This window comes from Pseudomonas sp. RL_105y_Pfl2_101 (genome assembly GCF_963970585.1).
Classification (GTDB): domain Bacteria; phylum Pseudomonadota; class Gammaproteobacteria; order Pseudomonadales; family Pseudomonadaceae; genus Aquipseudomonas.
Window position 1 is genome coordinate 97,517 of sequence record NZ_CAXAPG010000008.1, and the last position, 16,674, is coordinate 114,190.

General features: G+C 60.4%; 13 protein-coding genes. 12 read left to right on the forward strand and 1 reads right to left on the reverse strand.

Going from position 1 to position 16,674, the window contains the following annotated elements; all coding sequences use genetic code 11:
• Window positions 1-107: 107 nt before the first annotated feature.
• Window positions 108-2,012 carry a sigma-54-dependent Fis family transcriptional regulator gene (locus AACY31_RS11980; protein WP_339481864.1) on the reverse strand — a complete coding sequence of 635 codons (1,905 nt, stop codon included), beginning with the start codon at window positions 2,010-2,012 and terminating at the stop codon, window positions 108-110.
• Window positions 2,013-2,442: 430 nt separating this feature from the next.
• Here AACY31_RS11980 and exaC point away from each other — a divergent pair, with 430 nt between their 5' ends.
• From exaC to AACY31_RS12040, 12 genes are all read left to right on the forward strand, one after another.
• Window positions 2,443-3,963 carry an acetaldehyde dehydrogenase ExaC gene (exaC, locus tag AACY31_RS11985; RefSeq protein WP_339481862.1) on the forward strand — a complete coding sequence of 507 codons (1,521 nt, stop codon included), beginning with the start codon at window positions 2,443-2,445 and terminating at the stop codon, window positions 3,961-3,963.
• A gap of 239 nt (window positions 3,964-4,202) precedes the next feature.
• The gene (gene eat / locus AACY31_RS11990; RefSeq protein WP_339481861.1) at window positions 4,203-5,651 is read left to right on the forward strand and encodes an ethanolamine permease; all 1,449 of its coding nucleotides are present in this window, start codon (window positions 4,203-4,205) and stop codon (window positions 5,649-5,651) included.
• A 57-nt stretch (window positions 5,652-5,708) separates the two neighbouring features.
• Window positions 5,709-7,103 (forward strand): ethanolamine ammonia-lyase subunit EutB, encoded by a 1,395-nt coding sequence (locus AACY31_RS11995; RefSeq protein ID WP_339481860.1) that lies wholly within the window; start codon window positions 5,709-5,711, stop codon window positions 7,101-7,103.
• A gap of 11 nt (window positions 7,104-7,114) precedes the next feature.
• Entirely contained in the window at window positions 7,115-7,939 is an 825-nt protein-coding gene (gene eutC, locus AACY31_RS12000; RefSeq protein ID WP_339481859.1) for an ethanolamine ammonia-lyase subunit EutC, read from the forward strand.
• Window positions 7,940-8,046: 107 nt separating this feature from the next.
• Window positions 8,047-8,508, forward strand: a complete 462-nt coding sequence (locus AACY31_RS12005; protein ID WP_013694280.1) for a GNAT family N-acetyltransferase — start codon at window positions 8,047-8,049, stop codon at window positions 8,506-8,508.
• A 145-nt stretch (window positions 8,509-8,653) separates the two neighbouring features.
• Window positions 8,654-8,842, forward strand: coding sequence for a nucleoid-structuring protein H-NS (locus AACY31_RS12010; RefSeq protein WP_339481972.1), 189 nt, complete (start codon window positions 8,654-8,656; stop codon window positions 8,840-8,842).
• Window positions 8,843-9,346: 504 nt separating this feature from the next.
• Entirely contained in the window at window positions 9,347-10,003 is a 657-nt protein-coding gene (locus AACY31_RS12015; RefSeq protein WP_339481856.1) for a DedA family protein, read from the forward strand.
• Between the two features lie 6 nt (window positions 10,004-10,009).
• The gene (locus AACY31_RS12020; RefSeq protein ID WP_339481855.1) at window positions 10,010-10,822 is read left to right on the forward strand and encodes a M90 family metallopeptidase; all 813 of its coding nucleotides are present in this window, start codon (window positions 10,010-10,012) and stop codon (window positions 10,820-10,822) included.
• 111 nt (window positions 10,823-10,933) lie between these two features.
• Complete coding sequence (gene ppa / locus AACY31_RS12025) at window positions 10,934-11,461, forward strand: inorganic diphosphatase (RefSeq protein WP_003205933.1); 528 nt, start codon at window positions 10,934-10,936, stop codon at window positions 11,459-11,461.
• A 195-nt stretch (window positions 11,462-11,656) separates the two neighbouring features.
• Window positions 11,657-12,388 carry a LexA family transcriptional regulator gene (locus tag AACY31_RS12030; RefSeq protein ID WP_339481854.1) on the forward strand — a complete coding sequence of 244 codons (732 nt, stop codon included), beginning with the start codon at window positions 11,657-11,659 and terminating at the stop codon, window positions 12,386-12,388.
• Window positions 12,389-12,937: 549 nt separating this feature from the next.
• On the forward strand, window positions 12,938-15,433 hold the full coding sequence (locus AACY31_RS12035) for a type I restriction-modification system subunit M (RefSeq protein WP_339504512.1): 2,496 nt from the start codon (window positions 12,938-12,940) through the stop codon (window positions 15,431-15,433).
• Window positions 15,426-16,673, forward strand: a complete 1,248-nt coding sequence (locus AACY31_RS12040) for a restriction endonuclease subunit S (RefSeq protein WP_339504513.1) — start codon at window positions 15,426-15,428, stop codon at window positions 16,671-16,673. The genes AACY31_RS12035 and AACY31_RS12040 overlap by 8 nt, the downstream gene beginning before the upstream one ends.
• The last annotated feature ends 1 nt before the right edge of the window (window position 16,674 follow it).

Here is a 16,674-nt window from a genome sequence, read left to right on the forward strand (position 1 = left end):
ACCTTGTGTTTGAGCCCCCGCTACACAGACGGCCTTCTGTGGGAGCAAGGCTTGCCCGCGATAGCGGTGGATCAGTTGCATTGATGTTTAAAGTGCCGCCTTCGCGATCAGCGGGTAATCGCGTGTTTACGCAGCTTGCGGTAGAGGGTATTGCGGCTGATCCCCAGTTGTTCGGCGGTGTGGGTCATGTGCCAGCGCTGGCGCTCCAGTGCATCGAGCAGCGCCAGGCGCTCGGCATCCTCCAGCGGCCGCTCGGCCATCGCCTCTACCACCACAACCGGGTGCTGGTGGATCATGACTGGCAAATCTTCAAGACCGATGCGCCCACCGTCGCACAGCGCAGCAAGGGTGCGTAGCACATTGCGCAGTTGCCGCACGTTGCCCGGCCAGTCGAACCCAAGCAACGCCTGGCGCGCCGGTTCCTCGATGGACACCGTCTCGGCCCCGCTCTCTTCAGCCAACAGGAAATCCAGCAACTGCGACTTATCACTGCGCTCGCGCAACGCCGGCAGCGGGATTTCCAGACCGTTGAGGCGGTAGTACAAGTCCTCACGAAAACTGCCGTCGCGCACCCGGTCGAGCAGCTGCCGGTGGGTGGCGCTGATGATGCGCACGTTCACCGCCTCGGGCTCACCGCCGATAGGCACCACTTGGCGATCTTCCAGCACCCGCAGCAAACGGGTCTGCAAGGCCAGGGGCATGTCGCCGATTTCATCGAGGAACAGCGTGCCACCGTCAGCCTGTTGCAGCTTGCCGCGCATGCCTTCCTTGCGCGCGCCGGTGAAGCTGCCGCCGCGATAACCGAACAACTCGCTCTCGATCAGGCTTTCCGGGATGGCCGCGCAGTTGAGGGCGACGAAGTGTTTCCCGGCGCGCTGGCTGGCGTGGTGCACGGCCTTGGCGAAGGCTTCTTTGCCGGAGCCGGTTTCGCCCTGGATCAGTAGCGGCACATCGCGCTCGAACACCCGCAGCGCCTTGCGAAAATGCTCCTGCAACGCCACGTCCCCCAGGCAGATGCCCGGCAGGCGAGCCGGCTCGATAACCTTGAGCGCTGGCGCAACCGGTACCGGCACACTGCGGGGCTGCCCGCGCAGGACGGCGAACAAATGCCGACCGTCACGGGTGCGCAGCGGCCAACTGGCACTGGCCTGGGCGCTGGCCCGGCCCAGCAATTCATCCAGTGAACAGTCGAAAAAGTCTGCCACCCGCTGGCCCAGCAATCTGCCGCGAATATGCCCCAAGAGGTTCAGCGCGCTCTGGTTGACCGCGCTGATCCGCCCTTCGCCGTCGAACGCCAGCAACCCTTCGCTGAACAGCCCCACGGACTCGGCCTGCAAGTGAAAACGCAGCAGCCATTGATTGTCAAAGCAACGGAGGAAATAGCAGCTCTCGATCATCTTCGCCGAGAGATTGACCAGGGCCATGGTGTGGAACTGGCTCTGGCGCGACACGTCTGGCCGGGCCGAAGACACGTCGAGCACCGCCAGGAGTTCGCCCTGAGGGTCGAAGACCGGGCTGGCCGAGCAGGTCAGGCCGGTGTGGCGACCGCGAAAATGTTCTTCCTGGTGGATGGTCAGGGCCTGGCGCTCCACCAAACAGGTGCCAATACCGTTGGTGCCTTCGCAGGCTTCGCTCCAATCGGCGCCGAGCCAGAGGCCGGCCCGCTCGAATATCTTCCGTTCGCTGGGGGCGGTGACGCAGTTGAGGATCACGCCCCGGGCGTCGGTCAGCAACACCGCGTGGCCGGCACCGGAGAGTTGCTGATGCAGGCTGGTCATTTCATTGCCGGCGATCTGCAGCACCTGCTGCAAGCGCTCGCGGCTTTCCAGCACCCGACCATGTTCGAGCACCGTCGGCGCCAGGTTCTGGGCCGGGTCGAGGTGATAGTCCTCAAGGCAGCGCAGCCAGGAACGGGCAATCGACGGATCGCTGCCGGGCCCCTGCAAATGGGCCTTGCCCTGGGTGACCGTCAGGACTTGTTGGGCATGGCGACTCAAATGGTTGCTGTGCATTTTCTTATTATTCTCCCCGCAGGTTGCGGCCATACTGTAGGAGCTGCCGAAGGCTGCGATCTTTTGATTTTGATCTTTCGCTTGGGATTCAATTGGCTGGGGAAAGATCGCAGCCTCGTTGCACTCGACAGCTCCTACACAGCGCCTACCCGGCCTGCCTCGCATCAAGGCCCAGCATCCTCCAGCCCAACCGTCTTTGCAATACTGGCGCGACCTGCCGGTCACAGACTGTCTCGTATCTGGCACAAACTGTCACACCCCACGTATCGCAACCGCGACACAGCCCCTCCGTTTGTCCGACCAACTCCTCCTAAAGTCTTGATTTACGGGCCCTGCAAGGCAATGGCCCGACCTTTGCTCTAGGCTTAAATACCAGCGCTCAATTTTGCGCGGCCTCCCGTATAAGCACAAAAGCCAAGGAGAACTCATCATGCGTTACGCTCACCCCGGTACTGAAGGCGCTATCGTTTCGTTCAAGAGCAAATACGGTAACTACATCGGCGGCGAGTTCGTCGCGCCTGTCAAAGGTCAGTACTTCACCAACACGTCCCCGGTCAATGGCCAGCCCATTGCCGAATTCCCGCGCTCCACGGCCGAAGACATCGAAAAAGCCCTGGACGCCGCCCACGCTGCCGCTGATGCCTGGGGTGCCACGTCGGCCCAGGCCCGTTCGCTGGTCCTGCTGAAAATCGCCGACCGCATCGAAGCCAACCTCGAAGTGCTGGCGATCACCGAATCCTGGGACAACGGCAAGGCTGTGCGCGAAACCCTCAACGCCGACATCCCCCTGGCCGCCGACCACTTCCGCTACTTCGCCGGTTGCCTGCGGGCCCAGGAAGGCAGCGCCGCCGAGATCGACGGCAACACCGTGGCCTACCACATCCATGAACCATTGGGCGTGGTCGGGCAGATCATCCCGTGGAACTTCCCGCTGCTGATGGCCGCCTGGAAACTCGCCCCGGCCCTGGCCGCCGGTAACTGCGTGGTGCTCAAGCCGGCCGAGCAAACCCCACTGGGCATCTGCGTGCTCATGGAGCTGATCGGCGACCTGCTGCCGCCCGGCGTGCTGAACGTGGTGCAAGGTTTCGGTAAAGAAGCCGGTGAAGCCCTCGCCACCAGCAAGCGCATCGCCAAGATCGCCTTCACCGGTTCCACCCCGGTGGGCTCGCACATCATGAAGTGCGCCGCCGAGAACATCATCCCGTCTACCGTAGAGCTGGGTGGCAAGTCGCCGAACATCTTCTTCGAAGACATCATGCAAGCCGAGCCGAGCTTCATTGAAAAGGCCGCCGAAGGCCTGGTGCTGGCGTTCTTCAACCAGGGCGAAGTCTGCACCTGCCCATCCCGCGCCCTGGTGCAGGAATCGATCTACGACGAATTCATGCAAGTGGTGATGAAGAAAGTCCTGCAGATCAAACGCGGCGACCCGCTGGACACCGACACCATGGTCGGCGCCCAAGCGTCCGAGCAGCAATTTGACAAGATTCTTTCGTACCTGGAAATCGCCAAGGGCGAAGGCGCCGAGCTGCTGACCGGCGGCAAGGTGGAAAAACTCGAGGGCAACCTGGCGACCGGGTATTACATCCAGCCGACCCTGCTCAAGGGCACCAACAAAATGCGCGTGTTCCAGGAAGAAATCTTCGGCCCAGTGGTGAGCATCACCACCTTCAAGGACGAAGCCGAAGCCCTGGCGATCGCCAACGACACCGAGTTCGGCCTCGGCGCCGGTCTCTGGACCCGCGACATCAACCGCGCCTACCGCATGGGCCGGGCGATCAAGGCCGGTCGCGTCTGGACCAACTGCTACCACCTGTACCCGGCGCACGCCGCGTTCGGTGGCTACAAGAAGTCCGGCGTGGGTCGTGAGACGCACAAGATGATGCTCGACCACTACCAGCAGACCAAAAACCTGCTGGTGAGCTACGACATCAATCCGTTGGGGTTCTTCTAAGCCCTTAGGGCGAGGCAGGTGGTTCTGCTTCGCCCTTTAGATAGCTATCGTCGGATCGCCGCCCGGAGCAAGCTCGCTCCCACAGGGATTTGTGGATAACTCGTTTCCAGGGTTGAAACAGATCCGCGAGCCTGCTCGCGATGGCGGCAGTACATCCAGCAAAGCCACAACTGAATCACCGCTTCATGAGCAAGCCCGCTTTCACAGGGCCAAAAAACAATAAAAACAGGTAAACCCTTATGCCAAGCGATCAAGCAAATCCGCAACCGGCAACGTCCTCGGTCGACTTCGAAAAAGTCGGCTCCGAATATTTCCAACAACGCGAACTGAAAAAAGGCGCGGCGGGCTGGGTCCTGCTGGTGGGCCTGGGGGTGGCGTATGTCATTTCCGGGGACTACGCCGGCTGGAACTTCGGCCTGGCCCAAGGTGGCTGGGGCGGGATGTTCCTCGCCACGCTGCTGATGGCCGCGATGTACCTGTGCATGTGTTTCTCCCTGGCCGAGCTGTCCTCGATGATCCCTACCGCCGGCGGCGGCTATGGCTTTGCCCGTAGCGCATTCGGGCCCTGGGGCGGGTTTCTCACCGGCACGGCGATCCTGATCGAGTACGCCATTGCCCCAGCGGCGATTGCGGTGTTCATCGGCGCGTATTGCCAATCGCTATTTGGCATTGGCGGCTGGATGATCTACCTGGCGTTCTACATTATCTTCATCGCCATTCACATATTCGGCGTGGGGGAAGCCCTCAAACTGATGTTCATCATCACCGCCGTCGCCGCCCTGGCACTGGGCGTGTTTCTGGTGGCGATGGTGCCGCACTTCGACGTTACCAACCTGCTGGACATCCCGGTCAGCGCGGCCACGGGCGCCAGCCCATTCCTGCCTTTCGGCTATGTCGGCGTGTGGGCAGCCATTCCATATGCCATCTGGTTTTTCCTGGCCGTGGAAGGCGTACCGCTGGCAGCTGAAGAAACCAAGAACCCCAAGCGCGACCTGCCGCGCGGCCTGATCGGCGCCATGCTGGTGCTGGTGGCGTTTGCCCTGCTGATTCTGGTGATCGGCCCGGGCGGCGCGGGCTCGAACGCGCTGATGGCCTCGGGCAACCCGCTGGTGGAAGCCCTGGCCAAGGCCTACGGTGGCTCGACCTGGATGGGCAACTTCGTCAACCTCGTCGGCCTGGCCGGTTTGATCGCCAGCTTCTTCTCGATCATCTACGCCTACTCGCGGCAGATATTTGCGCTGTCTCGCGCCGGCTACCTGCCACGCAAGCTCTCCGAAACCAATAAAAGCAAAGCACCGGTATTGGCACTGATCATCCCCGGCATCATCGGTTTTGGCCTGTCCTTGACCGGCCAGGGCGACCTGCTGATTCTGGTGGCGGTGTTCGGTGCCACCATCTCCTACGTGCTGATGATGGCCGCGCACATCACCCTGCGCATCCGTCGCCCCAAAATGGACCGGCCATACCGTACCCCAGGCGGCATCTTCACCTCGGGCGTGGCCCTGGTGCTGGCGTGCATCGCCGTGGTGGCGGGCTTTCTGGTGGACCCGCGGGTGGTCATCGGCGCGGCGATCATCTATGGAGTGTTAATTGCTTACTTTGCGTTCTACAGCCGGCATCACTTGGTAGCAGGCACGCCCGAAGAGGAATTCGCGGCCATTCAGAATGCTGAAGAAGCCTTGCACTAAGTTGTAAAACGCCGAAAACCACGGCGCCGCCCAGCGGCGCCGTCACGGAGAACCTGTATGGCCAGTTTTGCACACACGGTCGGCGCCCAGACCTATCGCTTCGACAGCCTCAAAGACCTGATGGCCAAGGCCAGCCCGGCGCGCTCCGGAGATTTTCTGGCCGAGCTCGCGGCGCTCAACGATGGTGAGCGGGTAGCCGCGCAGATGGCCTTGGCCGACCTGCCCCTCAGCCATTTCCTGCAAGAAATGTTGATTCCTTACGAGGTCGACGAAGTCACCCGGCTGATCGTCGACACTCACGATAAACAAGCCTTCGCCACGGTCAGCCACCTCACGGTCGGCGGTTTTCGCGATTGGCTGCTCAGCGACGCCGCCGATGAGCAGAGCCTGCGGGCACTGGCCCCCGGCCTGACGCCGGAAATGGTCGCCGCTGTGTCAAAGATCATGCGCGTGCAGGATTTGGTGCTGGTGGCGCAAAAAATCCGCGTGGTGACCAAGTTCCGCGGCACCCTCGGCCTGCGCGGACGCCTGTCCACCCGCCTGCAACCCAACCACCCCACCGACGAACCGGCCGGAATCGCCGCGAGCATCCTCGACGGCCTGCTCTTCGGCAACGGTGACGCCATGATTGGCATCAATCCGGCCACCGACAGTACAGCGTCGATCTGCGCCATGCTGGAAATGCTCGACGCCATCATCCAGCGTTACGACATCCCCACCCAAGGCTGTGTGCTGACCCACGTCACCACCTCGATTGAAGCGGCGAACCGCGGCGTGCCCCTGGACCTGGTGTTCCAGTCCATCGCCGGTACCGAAGCGGCCAACGCCAGTTTCGGCATCAACCTGAACGTATTGAAAGAAGGCTATGACGCCGGGCTGAGCCTGAATCGCGGCACTCTCGGCAACAACCTGATGTATTTCGAAACCGGCCAGGGCAGCGCGCTGTCAGCCAACGCCCACCACGGCGTCGATCAACAGACCTGCGAGACCCGGGCCTACGCCGTGGCACGGCATTTCAACCCGTTTTTGGTCAACACGGTTGTAGGCTTCATCGGCCCCGAGTACCTGTACAACGGCAAACAGATCATCCGCGCCGGCCTCGAAGATCACTTCTGCGGCAAGTTGCTGGGCGTGCCGATGGGCTGCGACATCTGCTACACCAACCACGCCGAAGCCGACCAGGACGACATGGACACCCTGCTGACCCTGCTGGGCGTGGCCGGGATCAACTTCATCATGGGCATCCCCGGCTCCGACGACATCATGCTCAACTACCAGACCACCTCGTTCCATGACGCCCTCTACGCCCGCCAGACCCTGGGCCTCAAGCCCGCCCCGGAATTCGAAACGTGGCTGGCGAACATGGGCATCTTCACCCAGGCCGATGGCCGGGTGCGATTTGGCGACAACCTGCCACCGGCGTTCCGTCACGCCCTCGCGCATTTGGGATGAGAGAACTGCCCATGGACAAAAAACCTGTCGACCCACAAAACCCTTGGCTGAGTCTGCGCAACCTGACCCCGGCGCGCATCGCCCTGGGCCGTACCGGCACCAGCCTGCCCACCTCGGCGCAACTGGATTTCCAGTTCGCCCACGCCCAGGCCCGCGACGCCGTACACCTGGCGTTCGATCACGAGGGCATTCGCGCGCAACTAACTGAACGCGGCCGCGAGAGCCTACTACTCCACAGCGCGGCGACCGACCGACACAGTTACCTACAGCGTCCGGACCTGGGCCGACGGCTCGACGACGCCTCCGCGCAACAATTGCAGGACTACGCCACGGCACACCCTGGCGGTGTGGACTTGGTCATCGTCGTGGCTGACGGCCTGTCGGCGCTGGCGGTGCATCGCCATACCTTGCCGTTCCTGGCGCGGCTGGAAGAACAGATCGCCGCCGAAGGCTGGTCAGTGTCACCTGTAATCCTGGTGGAACAAGGCCGTGTGGCGGTGGCCGATGAAGTGGCGCAGCGGCTCGGCGCAAAAATGTCGGTGATACTGATCGGCGAACGCCCCGGCCTCAGCTCCCCCGACAGCCTGGGGCTGTATTTCACCTACGCCCCCAAGGTCGGCCTGACCGATGCCTATCGCAACTGCATCTCCAATGTCCGCCTCGAAGGCCTGGGCTACGGCATGGCCGCCCATCGCTTGATCTACCTGATGCGCGAGGCCTGTCGCCGACAGCTTTCGGGGGTCAATCTGAAGGACGAAGCCCAAGTAAACACACTAGAGTCGGAAAACGCTGCCGATATGAAAGGTAATTTCCTACTGGCGCCGCCCCGAAACTGATCCGTTTATCCGATTGCGTTTTTGATCCGCTTTCAGGCAGCATCAAAAGCACGGCAGCGCGACGTTGTTGTCAGAATATCTGTCGACCCTTGCAGACGAGACCTACCATGCGGATTATCCAAGCAACCCTGGAACACCTGGACCTGCTGACCCCATTGTTCGTCAAGTACCGGGAATTCTACGGCTCACTGCCCTACCCGGATTCGTCCCGAGCCTTCCTCGAAAAACGCCTGCGCCGCAAGGAATCGGTGATCTACCTAGCCTTGCCCGATGACGACGACAGCAAATTGCTGGGCTTCTGCCAGCTCTACCCGAGCTTCTCGTCGCTGTCGCTCAAGCGCGTGTGGATCCTCAATGACATCTACGTCGCCGAAGACGCCCGCCGCCAACTGGTGGCCGACAACCTGATCCGCACCGCGAAAAAAATGGCCAAGGAAACCAACGCCGTCCGCATGCGCGTCTCCACCAGCAGCAACAACGACGTGGCGCAGAAGACCTACGAATCGATTGGTTTCAAGGAAGACACCGAGTTCAAGAACTACGTGTTGCCGATCAGCGAAGGGATCTGAATCGCTCAGAGCAGTGTTGAAGGTCGGGGACATATCCGTTGCTGCGGTAACGGCTGCTTAGGGTTCCGCCCTGACGGCGGGTCACTTTCGAAAAGCCCGGAAGCCGGCCCAGTCGAAAGTAACCAAAGCGCTTTTGCCCCACCACTTGGCACCTCGCCTAGGCTCGGCATGCCTGAACGAAGGCATTGCTCCGTGGGCCCGCCGCGAAGGGCCATCCATGGCCCAGCGCGGCTACCTCGGCATCCATGCCGAGGTGCCCACTGCGCAATGCCTGCGTTCGGCCAGCGTGGTTAATGGGGCGCCCGAGATCAACGTCCTCCACGAGGCAGCCTGACAGCCGGCCTGGCTCTCCCAGTCGTACCCCGTTCCCATTGTGGGAGCGGGCTTGCTCGCGAAGGCGGCCTAACAGCCAGCCTGATTCTCCCGCTCATACACCCATCAGACCTGTGGGAGCAAAGCTTGCTCGCGAAAGCGGTAGCCCAGTTGCATCAATGCTGAATGTGCCGCCATCTTCGCGAGCAAGCCCGCTCCCACACTAGTATTGAGGCGCGCACAAAAACCAATGTTCACCACAACCCCCTGCTCGCGATAGCGGTAGTCCAGCTGTATCAATATTTGAATGTGCCGCCATCTTCGCGAACAAGCCCGCCCCCACAAAGTGCGCCACTGCCCACAAAACCACCGAAATCCCCCGCTACAAACTCAACACGCGCTTCACAATCCTCGCCGTATAATGCCGCTCTTCCCGGCTTGTAAGAAAAAGCTACACACTCTGTAGTCATACTCAAAGCCAGTCCCACCCGCCTGCCAAGCCGGGCCGCCACCACAGGTGCTATGCATGGATTTCAACCCCCTCGACCTCATTCTGCATCTCGACGTCTACCTCGACATGCTGGTGACCAACTACGGGACCTGGATCTACGCCATCCTGTTCCTGGTGATCTTCTGTGAAACCGGCCTGGTGGTCACACCCTTCCTGCCGGGCGACTCGCTGCTGTTCATCGCCGGCGCCGTCGCCGCCGGTGGCGCCATGGACCCAGTCCTGCTGGGCGGCCTGCTGATGCTCGCGGCCATCCTCGGCGACAGCACCAACTACCTGATCGGCCGCACCGCTGGCGAAAAACTGTTCAGCAACCCCAACTCGAAAATTTTCCGCCGCGACTACCTGCAGCAAACCCACGACTTCTACGACAAACACGGCGGCAAAACCGTAACCCTGGCGCGCTTCCTGCCAATCATCCGCACCTTCGCACCCTTCGTCGCCGGCGTCGGCAAAATGCCTTACCCACGCTTCTTCGGCTTCAGCGTCCTCGGCACCATCCTATGGGTCGGCGGCCTGGTGACCCTCGGCTACTTCTTCGGTAACGTGCCGTTCATCAAGCAGAACCTGTCGCTGCTGGTCGTCGGCATCATCCTGCTGTCGCTGCTGCCGATGATCATCGGCCTGGTGCGCAGCAAACTGAGCCAGCGCACCTCGAAAACCCATCCGCGCTGATCGCCCATGTGGTCCCTGAGCAACTGGCGCCGCCAACGCACCCTCGCCAAACACCCCGTGACCGAGGACACCTGGCAGCGGGTGCGCCAACAATTGAGCTTCCTCGACGGCATCGGCGCCGCCGAGGACCAATGGCTGCGGGAAGCCTGCGTACTGTTCCTGCACGACAAACACCTCACCACCCTGCCCGGCGTCGAACTGCACCAGGAACAACGCCTGCTGCTCGCCGCCCAGGCCCAATTGCCGCTGATGCACCTGGGCGAACTGAACTGGTACCAGGGCTTCCACGAAATCGTCCTCTACCCCGACGACTTCCTCAGCCACCAGCGCTACCGCGACGCCAGCGGCATCGAGCACGAATGGGACGGCGAACACAGCGGCGAAGCCTGGCCCCAAGGCCCGATCATCCTGGCCTGGGACGGCGTGATGGCCAGCGGCGGCTGGGACGGCTACAACCTGGTGATCCACGAACTGGCGCACAAACTCGACATGCTCAACGGCGACGCCAACGGCCTGCCACCCTTGCACGCCAACATGCGCGTCAGCGACTGGGCCGACGCCATGCAACAAGCCTTCGACGACCTCGACCGCCAACTCGACCACAACCCCGACGCCAAAACCGTCATCGACCCCTACGCCGCCGAAAACCCGGCGGAGTTCTTTGCCGTCACCAGCGAATACTTCTTCAGCGCCCCAGACCTGCTGCACCAGGCCTATCCACGGGTGTATGAACAGCTCAAAGCGTTCTATCGCCAGGATCCGTTGGCCCGGCTGCGGCAACTTCAGGCCGAAGATCCGGTCTATCAGGCGTCATACTAAGGTCTCTACGACCCTGGTAACGTGGCAACAGCGGCCGAATATGCCTATAATCGCCGCCACTTTTTGGTCAATCCGACCAGTCATTTGGTCAACTAACGGGGGCACCGCCCAATGAGCTACAGCAAGATTCCGGCTGGCAAAGACCTGCCGAACGACATCTACGTCGCGATCGAAATCCCGGCCAACCACGCCCCGATCAAATACGAAATCGACAAAGACAGCGACTGCCTGTTCGTTGACCGTTTCATGGCCACCCCCATGTTCTACCCGGCCAACTACGGTTACATCCCCAACACCCTGGCCGACGACGGCGACCCCCTCGACGTGCTGGTCGTGACCCCTTACCCTGTGGCCCCAGGCTCGGTCATCCGCGCCCGTCCAGTCGGCATCCTGAACATGACCGACGACGGCGGCGGCGATGCCAAAGTCATCGCCGTGCCACACGACAAACTGTCGCAACTGTACGTCGACGTGAAGGAATACACCGACCTGCCACCGCTGCTGATCCAGCAGATCGAGCACTTCTTCGCGAACTACAAAGATCTCGAAAAAGGCAAGTGGGTCAAGATCGAAGGCTGGGCCGGTGCAGACGCCGCCCGCGAAGCGATCACCAAGTCGGTTGCCGCCTACAAAGGCTGAAACAAACTTGATAAAGAACCCCGGTTTGCCCCGGGGTTTTTTTATGTCTTAATGGTTCCTAATACGAAGTTGTATTAACACCGTTTAACGGCGTTTAGCCCACACCTTTCAAATCCTGCAAACGGAAAGATCGTCTTATATATTTGAACGACATGTTTATTGCCGAAAACATCTTCGTCTCTAAACTTTTCGTTTATGAAAATACTTTCCAGTGGCGACCGCTTCAGAGCCCTTCTAAAAGAAGCCAATATTCGATCCGCCGACTTCGCGAAGTTATACGGCGTGAAATCCCAGCACGTGAACAACTGGTTCAACCGTGGCATCCCACCGGGGCGCATCTACAGCATCGCCAGCCTGCTCACCGTCAGCCCGCAGTGGCTCGCCACCGGCGAAGGCCCGCAAACCCCATTGGGCCTGGGCCCCGGCACCACCTACGACGCCGCTGAAATCCAAGGCGTCTACAGCGTGGTGGAACCGACGGACATCGAACTGCCTTTCTATAAGGAAGTCCCCATCGCCCCAGGCGAAACCAAAACCCACATCACCGAAATCCCCGACCAAACCATCCGCCTGCCCCGCAGCCACCTCGAATCCCTGGAAATAAACCCCAGCGACGCCATCTGCATCACCATGGTCGGCGACAGCATGGCCGAACGCATCGCCGACGGCTCCACCCTCGCCATCGACCGCGGCCTGACCCAAATCGTCGACGGCCAAATCTACGCGCTTGAGCACGACGGGATGCTGCGTATCAAATACCTGCACAGAATCCCCGGCAACCGCCTGCGCCTGCGCAGCCACAACAGCGCTGCGTATCCCGACGAGGTCTTCAGCGCCGAACAGATCGATGCGCAGCACATCAGGGTGATTGGCTGGGTGTTCTGGTGGTCAACCCTCAACAAACAGAGACCGCCGGTATTCGACTAACCCACCCGAACGGGCAGACAGGCAAAGCGCCTTGCGCCGAGGAGCCTTTGTGACAGGAAGCTTTTGTGGCAGGGAGCTTGCTCCCGCTGGGCTGCGCAGCAGCCCCCTGCTTTTTATCTGAATCACCCCTAACCCAATGATTCCACACCACTTACCACTGGGCTTCCGAACAAAACCCGCGTATCCTCCGCCCCACATTTGCGAGCCCACGCCTCGCACCGACAAGGCAGATCACTTTCTGACCAAGTCCCACAGCCGGCCGCAAGAGCCGGATGTACGTTTTGAAGGCTGGTAAGGTTTGTCAAAAACGAGCTGAATCAGTCAACGAGAAGCCGGCCATAAGCCGGCTTTTTAATGCCTGAAATATGTACTTATCTTCGCTGCGACGGCATTTAAGCGTAAGCATCCGGGCATCCTGTCTTGCGCCACCCAACCTGACCCCGTACAACCGAGACTGCTCAGTGCCAAGCTTGGATTGGGATACAATCCCCGGCATTTAATACCATCAGGATCGGCATCCGCTCCTGAGTGCCCACAAGAGATTCCGCAATGCCCCTCACGCTGCAACAACTGGAACGCCATCTATTCAAGGCTGCCGATATTCTGCGTGGCAAGATGGATGCCTCGGAGTTCAAGGAATACATTTTTGGCATGCTGTTCCTCAAGCGCTGCTCCGACGTATTCGAGGAGCGCTATGAGCAGGTCGTTGCCGATGAGATAAACGCTGGCAAGAGCAAGGCCGAGGCCTTTGTCTCGGCGGAAAATCCGCGCTGGTACAAGCGTGACGGTAATTTTTGGGTGCCCAGCCATTCGCGCTTCAAATATTTGCTCAACGAAGCACACATCAACGTCGGCAACCTGCTCAACAAGGCGCTGGGTGGCATCGAGGAAAATAACGTCTCCCTGGAAGGGGTACTGGAGCACATCGACTTCACCCGCAAGGTAGGCCAGAGCAAGATTCCCGATCAGAAGCTGCGCCAACTCATCACCCACTTCGGTGACGTGCGCCTGCGCAACAGTGACTTCGAATTCCCTGATCTACTCGGCGCAGCCTACGAGTACCTGATCGCCGAGTTCGCCGACTCGGCCGGCAAGAAAGGTGGTGAATTCTATACGCCGCGCTCTGTTGTGCGGCTGATGGTGCACCTGCTCAAGCCGACCCTGGCTCACGATGTCTACGACCCCTGTTGTGGCTCAGGCGGTATGTTGATCGCAGCCAAGGAATATATCGAAGAGCACGGCGAAGATGGCCGCAAGGCCAACCTGTTCGGCCAGGAATTCAACGGCACCGTCTGGTCCATCGCGCAGATGAACATGCTGCTGCACGGCATCAGCAACGCCTGGCTGGAGAACGAAGATACCCTGGCCGACCCTCGGCATATCGAGGGCGGCGAACTGCGCCGCTTCGACCGCATCCTCACCAACCCACCGTTCTCCATCAACTGGGGCCACACCGAGAAAAGCCCAGATGGCAGCCTGGCCTGGAACCCGACATTCCGCGAGCAGCGCTTCCGTTTCGGCGAAGTGCCACTAGGCTCGAAAAAAGCCGACTTGATGTTCCTCCAGCACATGCTCGCCGTCACCCGTGACGAAGGCATGATCGCCACCGTACTGCCCCATGGCGTGCTGTTCCGGGGCGGTGAGGAGCGCGGCATCCGCGCTGGCATTATCGAGAACGACCTGCTCGAAGCCGTGATCGGCCTGCCTGCCAACCTGTTCTATGGCACCGGCATTCCGGCATGCATCCTCATCCTGCGCCAGCAAAAGCAGGAAGGCGCCAACCGTGTCAGCGCCAAGCCTGCCGAGCGCCAGGGCAAGGTGCTGTTTATCAACGCCGACCGAGAGTGCTTCGAGGGCCGTGCGCAGAACTACCTACTGCCCGAGCACATTGAGAAGATCACCACCGCCTTCGACGAATTTCGCCGGATCGACGGCCTTAGCGACGTGGTGGATATCGCCACACTGCGCGACAACGAGTACAACCTTAATATTCGCCGCTATGTGGATAACGCACCGCTGCCCGAGCCGCATGATGTGCGTGCTCACCTGCTGGGCGGGGTACCCAAGGCCGAAGTCGAAGCGAAAGCTCCGCTATTCGCCGCCCACGGCCTCGACCCGCAGGACCTCTTCGTGGCGCGCGACGCACAGTATCTCGACTTTCACAGCGAGCTGACCCGCCGCACCGACCTCAAGCCGGCCATCGAAAACAATGCAGGCCTGCTGGTCAAGGAGGCCGCCCTCCGTGAGGCCTTCGAGCGCTGGTGGCACGAACACAGCCCGCGTATCACCGCACTGGCAGGGAAGCTAGATAACAGCGCTGCACTGGTCGAACTGCGCGGTGAATTGCTGGCCAGTTTTAGCCAGACGCTGGAAGGCATCGGCCTGCTCGACCCCTTCCAAGTCAGGGGCATCGTCGCGGGCTTTTGGTACCAGAGCAAATACGACTTTCTTGGCTTGATGGCCCGCGGTTGCCGGGGCGTAATCGACGCTTGGCGCACCAGCATCATCACCGCTCTGGAAGACAAGGCCAGCAAGCAAAGCCCGTTGGAGCACAAATTGGTCAAGTTCCTGCTTGGCGATTTCGTTGCCGAGTTGGCCGAACTGGAGGCAAAAAAGACCGAACTGGATAGTCAGCTCAAGGCCGCCGCCCCGGCTAAAGGGGAAGAGGCTGACGAGGCCGAAAACGCGACGGATACCGACGACGAGGAAAACACCGTCGACGAAGCCCAGCTCAAGGCCTGGAAAGCCGAGTTGATCAAGGTGAAGAAACAGCTCAAAAACCGGCAGGACAACTTCGCCAGTCACTTGAATCAGGCCGTCGACGGGCTGGACGAGAAGCAAGCCGCCGAACTGCTGCTGACCATCCTGCACAACGATATGCAGGCCATCGTCGAACGCTATATCGCCGCCCAACGCAAGCAGATAGTCGCCGCCTTCGAGAACTGGTGGGACAAATATCGGGTAACGCTGAACGAAATCGAGCAGAAGCGCGATGCGGCGGCAGAGGCGTTACACGGGTTCCTGAAGGGGTTGGGGTATGTCTAAGCTCGACGCGCTCATCTCTCTTGAATATGGTGAGCCGCTACCTGCCGAACGCCGCACTGGACACGGCTTTCCCGTATTTGGCTCAAACGGTGAGGTTGGTCGCCATCAATCCGCACTGATCGCTGGGCCGGGGATTGTTGTCGGTCGTAAGGGCAGCGTTGGCAAGGTCACTTGGTCTGATAATGATTTCTGGCCCATTGATACAACGTATTGGGTGAACTGTCCGCCAGAAGAGCGTCGTTGGCTGTATTGGGTATTGTCTTGGTTGCCGCTTCATCTACTGGATACATCTACGGGTATCCCAGGACTGAACCGGAGGGATGTCTATGAGCTGGAGGTTTACCGACCAAAATTCGGGGAGCGGCGTAAGATTGCCCAAATTCTGGACATCCTCGACACCGCCATACGCGAAACCGAGGCGTTGATCGACAAGCTCAAGGCCGTCAAGCAGGGTCTGCTGCACGACCTGCTGACCCGAGGCATCGACTCCAACGGCCAACTGCGCCCGCCACAGAGCGAAGCGCCGCAGCTATACAAGGAGTCACCGTTGGGTTGGATTCCGACGGAGTGGGAACACGAGACAATCAACAGCTTGATCGACGGCCCCCCAAGAAACGGCATCTATAAGCCCGCTGGCGATATCGGCACGGGCGTATTACTCGTTGGACAAACCGCCTTCACACCTGAGGGCTCAGTTGATTTCAACCTCGCCCGACGCGCGCGCGCGTCTGCTGTCGAGTGTGATGCTTTCGGTTTGCAACAAAGCGACTTGCTAGTGTCTCGCGTGTTCGCAACGCGCGAAGGCGTTGGCCAGCCCGTTATCGTCCCTGAGCTATCAGAAGCAACAGTCTACGAGTCCAACATGATGCGGTTACGAGTCAGGCAATCAGTGATCTCGCCACAACTACTATTTCTTTGGCTGAAGCATCGGGCTGCCCGTGCATGGATCATGTCACGAGCCTTTGCTTCAAATCAGGCCAGTATCAATCGAGAAACCATTTGTAGTGTGCCAGTGCCACTACCTCCAATGGAGGAGCAAGAAGCCATCTTGGCTGTAGCAAGGGCGCACGACTCACGGTTAGATAACGAAATGTGTGATCTCACAAAATTACAAACATCGAGAACCGGCTTGATGGATGACCTGCTGACCGGTCGCGTACGTGTCACCCCGCTGCTGGAGTCCGTATGGAACGCTACTGCACAAATCGTCCAACAGCCTGTTGGACAATTCGGAGCCTGAT

Coding starts and splice junctions, on each gene's coding strand:
- AACY31_RS12035 (WP_339504512.1), top strand. CDS start 12,938: ATGCCCCTCACGCTGCAACAACTGGAACGCCATCTATTCAAGGCTGCC.
- exaC (WP_339481862.1), top strand. CDS start 2,443: ATGCGTTACGCTCACCCCGGTACTGAAGGCGCTATCGTTTCGTTCAAG.
- AACY31_RS11980 (WP_339481864.1), bottom strand. CDS start 2,012: ATGCACAGCAACCATTTGAGTCGCCATGCCCAACAAGTCCTGACGGTC.
- AACY31_RS12020 (WP_339481855.1), top strand. CDS start 10,010: ATGTGGTCCCTGAGCAACTGGCGCCGCCAACGCACCCTCGCCAAACAC.
- AACY31_RS12040 (WP_339504513.1), top strand. CDS start 15,426: ATGTCTAAGCTCGACGCGCTCATCTCTCTTGAATATGGTGAGCCGCTA.
- AACY31_RS12015 (WP_339481856.1), top strand. CDS start 9,347: ATGGATTTCAACCCCCTCGACCTCATTCTGCATCTCGACGTCTACCTC.
- eat (WP_339481861.1), top strand. CDS start 4,203: ATGCCAAGCGATCAAGCAAATCCGCAACCGGCAACGTCCTCGGTCGAC.
- AACY31_RS12030 (WP_339481854.1), top strand. CDS start 11,657: ATGAAAATACTTTCCAGTGGCGACCGCTTCAGAGCCCTTCTAAAAGAA.
- AACY31_RS11995 (WP_339481860.1), top strand. CDS start 5,709: ATGGCCAGTTTTGCACACACGGTCGGCGCCCAGACCTATCGCTTCGAC.
- AACY31_RS12005 (WP_013694280.1), top strand. CDS start 8,047: ATGCGGATTATCCAAGCAACCCTGGAACACCTGGACCTGCTGACCCCA.
- ppa (WP_003205933.1), top strand. CDS start 10,934: ATGAGCTACAGCAAGATTCCGGCTGGCAAAGACCTGCCGAACGACATC.
- eutC (WP_339481859.1), top strand. CDS start 7,115: ATGGACAAAAAACCTGTCGACCCACAAAACCCTTGGCTGAGTCTGCGC.